This is a genomic window from Mesorhizobium opportunistum WSM2075 (genome assembly GCF_000176035.2).
GTDB lineage: Bacteria > Pseudomonadota > Alphaproteobacteria > Rhizobiales > Rhizobiaceae > Mesorhizobium > Mesorhizobium opportunistum.
In genome coordinates this window covers 6,783,940-6,795,228 of sequence record NC_015675.1, presented here as the reverse complement: position 1 = coordinate 6,795,228, position 11,289 = coordinate 6,783,940, and the positions used below count along the sequence as shown (strand labels likewise).

The 11,289-nt window shown below is 64.0% G+C and carries 10 protein-coding genes; 4 read left to right on the top strand and 6 right to left on the bottom strand.

What is annotated here, in order from left to right; genetic code table 11:
- Positions 1–147 precede the first annotated feature (147 nt).
- Both mscL and MESOP_RS32505 read left to right on the top strand, forming a co-directional pair.
- Positions 148–570, top strand: a complete 423-nt coding sequence (gene mscL, locus MESOP_RS32510) for a large conductance mechanosensitive channel protein MscL (protein WP_013897243.1) — start codon at positions 148–150, stop codon at positions 568–570.
- Between the two features lie 105 nt (positions 571–675).
- Positions 676–1,842 (top strand): pyridoxal phosphate-dependent aminotransferase, encoded by a 1,167-nt coding sequence (locus MESOP_RS32505; RefSeq protein ID WP_013897242.1) that lies wholly within the window; start codon positions 676–678, stop codon positions 1,840–1,842.
- A 73-nt stretch (positions 1,843–1,915) separates the two neighbouring features.
- Here the strand turns inward: MESOP_RS32505 and hemA are convergent, their stop codons facing one another.
- The gene (hemA, locus tag MESOP_RS32500) at positions 1,916–3,193 is read right to left on the bottom strand and encodes a 5-aminolevulinate synthase (protein WP_013897241.1); all 1,278 of its coding nucleotides are present in this window, start codon (positions 3,191–3,193) and stop codon (positions 1,916–1,918) included.
- A 277-nt stretch (positions 3,194–3,470) separates the two neighbouring features.
- On the opposite strand from hemA, the gene galE reads away from it, so the two are divergent.
- Complete coding sequence (galE, locus tag MESOP_RS32495) at positions 3,471–4,466, top strand: UDP-glucose 4-epimerase GalE (RefSeq protein WP_013897240.1); 996 nt, start codon at positions 3,471–3,473, stop codon at positions 4,464–4,466.
- 99 nt (positions 4,467–4,565) lie between these two features.
- On the top strand, positions 4,566–5,816 hold the full coding sequence (locus tag MESOP_RS32490) for a D-amino acid dehydrogenase (RefSeq protein ID WP_013897239.1): 1,251 nt from the start codon (positions 4,566–4,568) through the stop codon (positions 5,814–5,816).
- 193 nt (positions 5,817–6,009) lie between these two features.
- Here MESOP_RS32490 and MESOP_RS32485 read toward each other — a convergent pair whose 3' ends face one another.
- Genes MESOP_RS32485 through MESOP_RS32465 form a run of 5 tightly spaced genes read right to left on the bottom strand, consistent with a single transcriptional unit; the run spans position 6,010 to position 11,222 of the window.
- Entirely contained in the window at positions 6,010–7,386 is a 1,377-nt protein-coding gene (locus MESOP_RS32485) for an FGGY-family carbohydrate kinase (protein WP_013897238.1), read from the bottom strand.
- The gene (rhaM, locus tag MESOP_RS32480; RefSeq protein WP_013897237.1) at positions 7,383–7,700 is read right to left on the bottom strand and encodes an L-rhamnose mutarotase; all 318 of its coding nucleotides are present in this window, start codon (positions 7,698–7,700) and stop codon (positions 7,383–7,385) included. The genes MESOP_RS32485 and rhaM overlap by 4 nt, the downstream gene beginning before the upstream one ends.
- Positions 7,700–8,695, bottom strand: coding sequence for an ABC transporter permease (locus tag MESOP_RS32475; RefSeq protein ID WP_013897236.1), 996 nt, complete (start codon positions 8,693–8,695; stop codon positions 7,700–7,702). The genes rhaM and MESOP_RS32475 overlap by 1 nt, the downstream gene beginning before the upstream one ends.
- Positions 8,692–9,669, bottom strand: coding sequence for an ABC transporter permease (locus tag MESOP_RS32470; RefSeq protein ID WP_013897235.1), 978 nt, complete (start codon positions 9,667–9,669; stop codon positions 8,692–8,694). Before MESOP_RS32470 ends, MESOP_RS32475 begins: the two co-directional genes overlap by 4 nt.
- The gene (locus MESOP_RS32465) at positions 9,666–11,222 is read right to left on the bottom strand and encodes a sugar ABC transporter ATP-binding protein (protein WP_013897234.1); all 1,557 of its coding nucleotides are present in this window, start codon (positions 11,220–11,222) and stop codon (positions 9,666–9,668) included. The genes MESOP_RS32470 and MESOP_RS32465 overlap by 4 nt, the downstream gene beginning before the upstream one ends.
- Between the last annotated feature and the right edge of the window lie 67 nt (positions 11,223–11,289).

Sequence of the window (11,289 nt, the reverse complement as noted above, 5' to 3'; positions counted from 1 at the left end):
GAAGCGAGCCCGGGCGCTACCCAAGGAGAAAGCGGTTGCTTTCCCCTTTTTGCCCATGTTGCAACTCCAGGTTTTTGTTATGTTGCCTTCAGGTCGATGCCGCAAGGACGGAGCGGCAACGCGGCCGGTCATGACAAGGAGGGTCGAATGCTGAAAGAATTCCAGGAATTCATTTCCAAGGGTAACGTGATGGACTTGGCCGTCGGCGTCATCATCGGCGCTGCGTTCGGCAAGATTGTCGATTCCCTTGTCAACGACATCATCATGCCGATCGTCGGTGCGATTTTCGGCGGCCTGGACTTCAACAACTATTTCTTTGGATTGTCCTCTGCCGTGAATGCCACCTCGCTGGCCGACGCCAAGAAACAGGGTGCGGTCTTTGCCTATGGCAGCTTCATCACGGTGGTGCTGAACTTCCTCATCCTCGCCTTCATCATCTTCCTCATGGTCAAGGCGGTGAACAATCTGCGCAGGCGGCTCGAGGCCGAGAAGCCTGCGGCCCCCGCCGCGCCGCCACCCGCCGATGTTGTGTTGCTGACCGAAATCCGCGATCTGCTAGCCAAGCGATAATTTAGCCAACCGTTGCTGGACCAAAACCCCGGCCGTTCGCGGCCGGGGTTTTCTGTTCGAGCATCTGGTAAAGAGCGGCAACTCTAATCGAAAACGGATTTGTCCATGAGCCTGATCGACAGCTTTCGCGCCGAAGCCCGTGCCGCACCTGAGAGCGGCATTGTCGCCGTCGTCAATTACGGCCGCCTGCGTGAGGGGCTGATCCCGCTCTGGGCCGGCGAGGGCGACCTGCCGACACCGGCCTTCATCACCGATGCCGCGTCGAAGGCGCTGGCCGGCGGCGAGACGTTCTACACCTGGCAGAGGGGCATTCCCGACCTCAGGCAGGCGCTGGCCCGCTACTACGCCAGGCATTTCGCCAAGACCTTCCCGGAGGAGCAATTCATCGTCACCGGATCCGGCATGCATGCCATCCAGATGTCCCTTACCGCTCTCGCCGGCGCCGGCGACGAGGTGATCTATCTGTCGCCGGCCTGGCCGAATTTCGACGCCGCCGCCGCCCTATCGGGCGCCGTTCCGGTGGCGGTCACGCTCGATCATTCCGGCAATGGCTGGTCCTGCGACGTCGAGAAGATCGCCGCGGCGATCACGCCGCGCACCAAGGCGCTGTTCATCAACACGCCGTCGAACCCGACCGGCTGGACCGCCGATCACGAAACCTTGCGGGCGATCCTCGATCTCGCCCGCGCCAAGAACGTGTGGATCATCGCCGACGAGATCTATTCGCTGTTCCACTATGGCCATGGCCGCGCGCCGTCCTTCCTCGACATCGCCACGGCGGAAGACCGCATCCTGTTCGTCAACTCTTTTTCCAAGAACTGGGCGATGACCGGCTGGCGCGTCGGCTGGATCAAGACGCATCCGAGCCTGCAGCAGGTGTTCGAGAACCTGATCCAGTATTCGAATTCCGGCGTCGCCCAGTTCATGCAGCGCGGCGCGGTCGCGGCTCTCGACGAGGGAGATGGTTTCATCGCCGAACAGGTGGAGCGGGCGAGGAAGGCGCGCGACTTGGTCTGCGGCATTCTCGGCGCCACCGGCCGCGCCCGGTTTACCGTGCCGCAAGGCGCCTTCTACCTGTTCTTCACCGTCGACGGCATCACCGATTCCCGCACCGCTGCCTTCAATATCGTCGACAAGGCCAATGTCGGCCTGGCTCCGGGAACCGCCTTCGGTCCCGGCGGCGAAGCCTCCCTCAGGCTGTGCTTCCACCGCCGCCTCGACCAGATCGAGGAGGCCGCGCACCGGCTGGCGAAGTGGATGGGAACTGTCTGACCAAGCGGTGAAGCCCGAACTGAAGTCGCTCTGGTGCCTCAGATCCCGCCGGAGTTGAGTTTCAAACGGGCTTTCAGCCGCCTGACTTGGGCACCAGCAGCGGAACGATCCGGTCGCTCTTGGCGACAGAAGGCCGGCCGGCGGAACCATAGGGAATGCCCAGCGCATCCCAGGTCTCGACCAGCGCATCCTGCAGTCCCGCGATCAACTCATCGGAATGGAAAGGCGTCGGCGTGATGCGCAGCCGCTCGGTGCCGCGCGGCACGGTCGGGTAGTTGATCGGCTGGATATAGATGCCGTGCACGCCTAGCAGGCGGTCGCTCGCCATCTTGCACAGCTCGGGGTCACCGACCAGCAGCGGCACGATATGGGTCGGCGATTCCATCACCGGCAGGCCGGCGGCCGACAGGACCTGCTTGGTCCGGCTCGCCTGCTGCTGCTGGGCGTCGCGCTCGGCCTGCGAGCGCTTGAGATGGCGGATCGAGGTGGTGGCCGCGGCGGCGATCGCCGGCGGCAGCGCCGTGGTGAAGATGAAGCCCGGTGCGTAGGAGCGCACCGCGTCGATCACCGCACTGGTGCCGGTGATGTAGCCGCCCAGCGTGCCGAACGCCTTGGCCAGCGTCCCTTCGATGATGTCGATGCGGTCGGCCAGGCCTTCGCGCTCGGTGATGCCGCCGCCGCGCGGCCCGTACATGCCCACCGCATGGACCTCGTCGATATAGGTCATGGCATTGTGGCGCTCGGCCAGTTCGACGATCTCCTTGATCGGCGCGATGTCGCCATCCATCGAATAAACGCTTTCGAAGACGATCAGCTTGGCGCGTTCGCGGCCGGCCGCGTGCAGCAGGCTTTCCAGATGCGCGACGTCGTTGTGGCGGAAGATCTTCTTTTCGGCGCCCGAGCGCCGCACGCCTTCGATCATCGAGGCGTGGTTCAACTCGTCCGAGATGATCAGGCAGTTGGGCAAAAGCCGGGCGATGGTCGAGATCGACGCTTCGTTGGAGACGAAGCCGGAGGTGAAGACCAGGCCTGCTTCCTTACCGTGCAGGTCGGCAAGCTCGTGCTCGAGCTCGACCAGCGGGTTCGAGGTGCCGGAAATGTTGCGGGTGCCGCCGGCGCCCGAACCCATCTTGCCGGCCGCGTTCTGGAACGCGGCGATGACGTCGGGATGCTGGCCCATGCCGAGATAATCGTTGGAGCACCAGACGGTGATTTCCTCGGCGCGGCCGTTGGAACGCCATATGGCGCGTGGAAACTTGCCCGCGATGCGCTCGAGGTCGGCGAAGACGCGATAACGACGCTCGGCATGGAGCTGGTCGATCGCTTCCTCGAAGAACCGCTGATAGTTCATGTCGGCTTCCCAATTTTTGGCGGGATCATAATCATTGACCTGTTGGTCGTCCACCGGGCCATTTTGGTCAAAATGCCACGCCCCGCACCTGTTCCTAACGCCGGCGGATCGTGGCCTATTCCCGTCCACGATACCCCCTTTGGATCACTTTTGTTTCAGCATGACGCCACATCGGTGAACGCCGGTAACCAACGGTTCTAATGGCCACGCGGCAGGCTTTCCAGTAAGGCGATGGTTGAGACAGTTTCCGATAAATCTTGGATAAGCGAGGACGCGGATGACGGTTTTGGTGACAGGCGGCGCCGGTTATATCGGCAGCCATATGGTCTGGGAGCTGCTGGATGCCGGCGACAGCGTGGTCGTTCTCGACCGTTTGTCCACCGGCTTCGAATGGGCGGTGGCGCCGGAGGCAAAGCTGGTCGTCGGCGATGTCGCGGACAAGGAATTGGTCGGTTCGATCATCAGGGACAACAATGTCGACGCCATCATCCACTTCGCCGGCTCCATCGTCGTCCCGGAATCGGTTTCCGACCCGCTCGCCTATTACGAGAACAACACCTCGAAGACGCGCACGCTGATCGAAACCGCGGTGCGCGAGGGCGTGCCCAATTTCATCTTTTCCTCGACCGCCGCCGTCTATGGCGGCGCCGGACTGGAGCCGGTGCGCGAGGATGCCCGCCTGGCGCCGGAATCGCCCTATGGCCTGTCCAAGCTGATGAGCGAATGGATGCTGCGCGACGCAGGCCTCGCGCACGACATCCGCTATACCGCGCTGCGCTACTTCAACGTCGCCGGCGCCGATCCCAAGGGCCGCACCGGCCAGTCGACGCCAGGCGCCACCCATCTGATCAAGGTCGCCTGCGAGACCGCGCTCGGCAAGCGGCCCTTCATGCAGGTGTTCGGCACCGATTATCCGACACCGGACGGCACCTGCATGCGCGACTATATCCATGTCAGCGATCTGGCGGCGGCGCATCGCCTGGCCTTGCAGCGGCTGCGCGCCGGGGGCGAGAGCCTCGTCGCCAATTGCGGCTACAGCCATGGTTATTCGGTGCTCGAGGTCATCGACAGCGTGCGCCGTGCCTTCGGCCATGATTTCGAGGTGAAGATGGGCGCCCGCCGGCCCGGTGACGCCGCGGCGGTGGTTGCCAATTCGGATCTCGCCCGGGCGGAACTCGGCTGGATACCGCAGCGCGACGATCTCGACCAGATCGTTGCCGACGCGCTCGCCTGGGAACGCATCCTGACCGGCAAGAACTCCTCGCGCGGCTGAGTCAGCCTCCGAGGGCTCGCAAGCCATCCGGCGAAGCGCTATGGAAGGCACTCGCGGAGGGCGCGGACGCGCTGCGCCGTGTCGAGCTTGGGGGATGGCATGAAGATAACGGTGCTCGGAGCCGGCGTCGTCGGTACGGCGGCGGCCTATTACCTGGCCGGGGATGGTCACGAGGTCACCGTGATCGAGCGCCACGCGGCGCCGGCGCGCGGCACCAGCCAGTCGAATGCCGGCCTGGTGTCGCCGGGCGACGCCACCGCCTGGGCCTCGCCGGCGGCGCTGAAGACGTTCCTGCGCGCGCTCTACAACCACGATCTCGGCATCAAGGTGCGGTTGCGCTTCGATCCCTATTTCCTCGCCTGGAGCCTGCGTTTCCTGCGCCAATGCACTGTGGCGCGCCTGCGCGCCAACAGCCAGGTCAAGCTGCGCCTGGCGCTCTATTCCAGGGATTGCATCAACGCCATCTCCGCCGAAACGGGCATCGGCTACGACGAGCGCAAGAAGGGCATCCTCTATTTCTTCCGCTCGCAGCACAGTCTCGACACCGGCACCGACAATTACCGCTATCTCGCCGAGCATGGCCTGCCGATCGAGATCGTCGGCCGCGACCGGCTGGTGGAGCTTGAGCCGGGTCTTGCCGGCGTGAAGGAAAAGATCGCCGGCGGCGTCTATTCGCCGATCGACCAGACCGGCGATTCCCGCCAGTTCGTCGAGAAGCTCGCCGCTCATGCCGTCGAAAAGCTTGGCGTGAAATTTCTCTACGGCACGGCGGTCGAGGGGCTGGACATCGAGGGCGACCGGGTGCGCGCGGTGATGACCTCGGCCGGACCGATTGCCGGCGATGCCGTGGTCATCTCTATGGGGCCGGAGAGCGGCCTGCTCGGCCGCCGTTACGGTATCGACCTGCCGGTCTACCCGGTAAAGGGCTATACCGCGACCATTCCCCTGGAAGACGAGAGCAAGGGGCCGACCATGGGCGGCGCCGACGAGGATCAGCTGATGGCGTATTCGCGCCTTGGCAATCGGTTGCGATTGGCTTCGACCGCCGAATTCACCGGCTTCGACCGCACCCACAAACCCAGCGACTTCGCCACCATGTTCAGGACCGGCAAGGATCTGTTCCCCGGTGCCTTCGACGAGAAGAAGGCCGAACTCTGGGCAGGCCTCAGGCCAATGATGCCGAACTCCGTGCCGGTCATCGGCCAGGCGCGCTACAAAAACCTCTACCTCGACACCGGCCACGGCCATGTCGGCTGGACCATGGCCTGCGGCTCGGGAAAATTCCTTGCCGACCTTGTCGCCGGCCGCAAGCCGGAGATCGACCCGCAAGGGCTGGTCTATGTCAACTGAAGGAGCTCTCAAGCGGTCCACCGTTTCACGGAAACGTCGGACCGCTCACATCTAACTCTTTGTTTTGGCGCAATTCCCCAAGGGAAAGCGCTGCGCGCTTTTCCTGGGAAAACCGTTTCACACTTTTCCTGGAACTGCTCTATCGTCGTGCTGGCACCGAACCCATTCTCCCGGACTCAAACGGATCCTGTGATCATCCCCGCGCTTCGACCGCCCTGCGCCAGGCGCTGACATAGCCGGCCCAGGCCGAGTCGGTCGGCGGTTCGATTCGCCCGCCCTTGCCGTGCGCCGAGGCCTGATCCGATGCCAGCAATGCGGCGCCGATGCTGGTGCCGGTGGCGGCCTCAGAGGCAACTACGGTGCGTGCGGTCGCCGCCGCCAGCATGCCGACAAACAGCCGGTTGCGGGCGAAGGGCCCCTCGACGGTGGTCGGGCCGTCGGCGCCGATCAGGTCGAGGCAGGTCGCCGTCATCAGCGCCAGATAGAACGAGATGGCGGCGAAGCGCTGGCCGCTGTTCATGTCGTCGGCATCAAGCCAGATCGCGGTCTGATGTGGGAACGGCCCCGACCCCTGCTGGGTCGACGGCAGCAGCAACGTCCTACGCGCCAGCACGGCGTCGACATCTTCCTCGGTCCAGTTCTCCGGCTGGCCTTGCGTCAGCAACGAAAATTCGCGCCCGCCCATGAAACGGGCCGAGGGAACGGGATCGCCGAGCGCGTTGACATTGACCAGCGTGTCGCGCGCCGGGTCGAGCGTGACCTGTTTGCCGCCGACCGCCATCGACACCACCCAGGTGCCGGTCGAAACGACCGAGAAGGGCGGTGTATCGGAAAGGAGATGCGGCAGCAGCGAGGCGTTGGAATCGTGCAGGCCGCAGAAAACAGGTGTTTGCGGATCAAGGCCGGTTCGCGCCGCAAGCGCGGGCAGGGCCGGACCAAGGCGATCCCTGGCCGGCCGCACCGGCGCCATCAGCGCGCGCCAACCCAGGGTGTCGACCAGCGACGAAAAATCCGATTTCCACGGGTTCCACAGATCGGTGTGGCAGCCGAGCGAGGTCACCTCGTTGGCGGCGATGCCGGTCAGCCGCAAGGCCCAGTATTGCGGATACATCAGCACGGCGGCGGCTTTTGCGAATTCGGCCGGGAAGCCTTTCTGCTGCCAGAACAATTGCGCGCCGAGATTGAGGCCGAGCGGCAGGCGCGGCGTGCCGGTCTCGGCGAAGGGGGGGCGAACAGCGTCATAGTCCGCCGCCAGCCTGTCGGGGTCGTCGAACTCATAGTCGAGCACAGGCAGCACCAGTTCGCCCGCGGCATCGACCAGAACGCTGGTCGCGCCATGGGTGGTGATCGAGATGGCGTCGATGCGCTGTTCGCGGTTGAGGCCGGCAAGGCTGTCGAGGATGAACGCCCACAGCGCTTCGACATCGTGATGCGGATAGGGCGCCTGGCGCACCGGCGCATTCGCCATGCGGCGCAGCGCGACCTCGCTCAGCGTTGCGAGGTCGACCAGCGCCACCTTGGCGTTGGTCTTGCCGATGTCGATGACGGCGATGTGGCGCATCGCACTCATGCCATATGGAACACGGTTTCCAGCGGCACCGCCACCGGTTCGTTGTCCGGCTTGGTCTCCATGAGGTCGGCCATATCAGCCCACCAGCGCTGCATCACCGGATGCCCGGGCAAGTCGTCCATGCCGTGGTCGTCACGCCGCCACAGCACGCCGAACAAGATGTTGGTCTCCTCATCGAGGTGAATCGAATAGTCGCAGACGCCGGCCTGCTTCAGAAGCGCGACCAGCGACGGCCAGATTTCGTCGTGGCGCTTCTGGTACTCGGCCTTCATGCCGGGCTTGAGCTTCATCTTGAACGCGTATTTCTCAGGCATCAGCGTCCCCCGCGCAACCGCCGCCAGACGATCGGCAGCGCGATGACGATGATCAGCAACAGGCCGATGAAGATCGACATGACGATGCCGGGCACGTTGAGCAGGCCGAGCCCGAAGGTCACCAGTCCCATGATGAAGGCGGCGAGCACGACGCCCAGGATGCTGCCGGCGCCGCCCAGGATGCTGACGCCGCCCAGAACCACCATGGTGATGACTTCGAGCTCGTAGCCCTGCGCAATCGATGGCCTTGTCGAGCCGAGCCGCGAAGTGATCAGCACCGAGGCGATGCCCGCCATCAGTCCGGTCAGGCAGAACAGGGTGAATTTGATGCGGCCGACGCGCACGCCGGAAAACTGCGCCGCGACCGGGTTGTTGCCGATCGCAAAGACGCGGCGGCCGAAGCTCGTGCGATGCAGCAGGAACCAGTAGATGACGGCGGCGATGAGGAAGAGCATCAGTTCGAACGACACCACCCACCAGACATAGCCCTGGCCGAAGAAGGCAAAACTCTCGGGATAGCCCTTGTAGGCCTGGTCGCCGAGGATGATGAAGGCGATGCCGCGAAACAGGCTCATCGTGCCGATGGTGACGACGATCGAGGGCAGGCCGAGCCTTGTCACCAGCAGCCCGTTGAAGGCGCCGCAGCCGAGCCCGACGACGATGCCGATCAGCACTAGCACCGGCGTTCCGGCACCGGCCTGCACCGCCATGCCCATCATGGTCGAGGCCAACGCGATGATGGCGGCCACCGAGAGGTCGATCTCGCCTGAAATGATCAGCAGCGCCATGGCAAAGGCGATCAGGCCCTTCTCGGTGAAGTTGAAGGTCAGGTCCGACAGCGAATAGGGGTCGAGGAAGTAGGGCGAGGCGAAGCTGTTGATGGCGAAGATGGCGACCGCCACCACGATCAGCAGCGCCTCCCATGAAAAGATCGCCGAACGCAGCGGCTTGTCGAGCCGGTCGGGAATGTGGCGCGGGGCAGGGATGTCGGTCATGCCGCCTCCGCCTTTCTCAGGATGATGCGGCCCTGCTGGCGTTCGCCGCGCGCGTTGAGCACGACAGCCAGGATGATGGCGCTGCCCGAGATCGCCATCTGCCAGAAGGGCGAGATGTTGATGACCGGCAGAGCGTTGGAGATGATGCCGAGGAACAACGCGCCGAGCACCGCCCCACCGACCGAGCCGATGCCGCCGGCGATCGAAATGCCGCCGATGACGCAGGCGGCGATGATGTTGAGCTCATAGCCGTTGGCGACCTCGACCGAGGCGATCACATAGCGCGAGATCCAGAGATAACCGGATAGCCCGCCGACCATGCCGGAGATGCAGAAGACGATGAATTTCGTGCGGCCGACATCGATGCCGGCATAGACCGACGCCGTCGGGTTGACGCCAATGGCATAGATCGAGCGGCCGAGCGCGGTGCGTGTCATCACAACGAAGAACAGCGCGATGACCGCGATGGCGATCCAGGACAGCACGGGAATGCCGAGGAAGGCCGCTCGCTGGAAACCAATGAACTCGGGGCTCATCTTGTCGGCATTGACCCAGGCGCCGCCGGACAGGACGAACGTGGCGCCGCGATAGATGGTCAGCGTGCCCAGGGTCACCACGATCGAGGGGATGTTCAGCCGCCACACCAGCAGACCGTTGATGGCGCCAAGCACCAGCCCGACGGCCAGCGCGATGACGATCAGCAGCGGGATCGGGATCGCCGGATGCGCGGCGTTGAGCATCGCCACCACCATGCCGGTGAAGCAGAGGTTCGACGCCATCGACAGGTCGATCGACCGGGTCAGGATGACCACCATCTGGCCGAGCGCCAGGATCATCAGGATCGAGGTGTCGTTGAACACCTGGCGCAGATTGCCGGGATCGGCAAAGGCCGGGAAGCGCGTCGAGATCAGCCCGATCAAAACGATGATCGCCGCGGCCAGCCAGATTTCGCGGTATTTCAACAAAGCCTTCATGCCGCGATCCCCGCTGCCGTCCGGACCAGCGTCTCGGCGTCCAGTTCCTTGTTGTCGTAGACCGCCGCGACCAGCCCTTCGCGCATGACGACGACGCGGTCGGACATGCCGAGGATTTCGGGAAGCTCCGACGATACCATGATCACCGACAGGCCTTGCGCCACCAGCTCGGCCATGAAGCCGTGCACCGCGGCCTTGGAGCCGATGTCGATGCCTTTGGTCGGCTCATCGAGGATGATCACCTTGGGCGCGGTCGCCAGCCATTTGGCGATGACGATCTTCTGCTGGTTGCCGCCCGACAGCGTGCCGACATCCTGGCTGAGCGAGGAGGCCCGGAGGTCGAGCCGCTCGGTGTAGGAGCGGGCGAGCGAAAACTCTTCCGCCAGCCGCAGCAGGCCGGATATCGACGTGCGCTTGAGCGAAGGCAGCGAGACGTTCTGGAAGATCGGCAGGCCGATCACCACGCCTTGCTTGCCGCGTTCTTCGGGCACATAGACGATGCCTGCCTCGATCGAATCCGCCGCGGATTTCGGCGCGATCGCCTTGCCGTCCAGCGTGATGGTGCCGCTCGAAATGCGGGTGATGCCTGAAATCGCCTGCATCACCTCGCTGCGTCCGGCGCCGACAAGGCCGTAAAAGCCGAGGATCTCGCCCTTGTGTAGTTCGAATCCGATGTCATTGAATTCGGTCGGATGCGAAAGCCCGGAGACGGTGAGCACGGGCGCGCCGATTTCGGCCTTGCGCTGCGGAAAGATGTGATCGACCGAACGGCCGACCATCATGCGCACGATCTGGCTCTGGGCAGCATCCCTGATCAGGCCTTCGCCGACCATCTCGCCGTCGCGGAACACCGTGTAGCGGTCGGCGATCCGATAAATCTCGTCGAACTTGTGGCTGATGAACAGGATCGCCTTGCCTTGTTCCTTGAGAAACTCGATGAGCAAAAACAGCTCCTCGATCTCCTTCATCGAAAGCGCGGCGGTAGGCTCGTCCATGATGACGATCTGCGCGTCGATCGACATGGCCCGCGCCACGGCGACCAGATGCTTGTTGGCGATGCCGAGATCCTTCAATCTTGCATCGGCGTCGATATGGCCGGCATGCATGGCATCGAGCACTTCGCGCGCATTCTTGCGCATCGTGCGCCAGTCGATGGTGCCGAAACGCGTGCGCGGCGCGTGGCCGAGAAAGATGTTTTCGGCGACGCTCAGATCGTCGAACAGCACGGTTTCCTGATGGATGGCGGTGACGCCATGGCCGAAGGCCGCATGCGCGCTTGGCAAGGTGACCGGCTGGCCATCGATGCTGATCGTGCCCGCGTCGGGCTGGTAGATGCCGGTCATGATCTTGACCAGCGTCGACTTGCCGGCGCCATTCTCGCCGATGAGCGCTGTTACCTGGCCAGGATAGAGCGACAGGCTGACATTGTGCAGCGCCCGCACGCCGGGAAAGCTCTTGGAGATGCCAGACAGCGTCAGGCGTGGGGCTGCCTTACCCTCCCCCTTGTGGGGAGGGTCGCGAACAATGTGAGCGGGGTGGGGGTCTACTAGCATATCAAGGTCCTGGTGCATGGAGATGTCGCCACCCCCACCCCGTCTCGCCTGCATCGCTTCGCGAAGC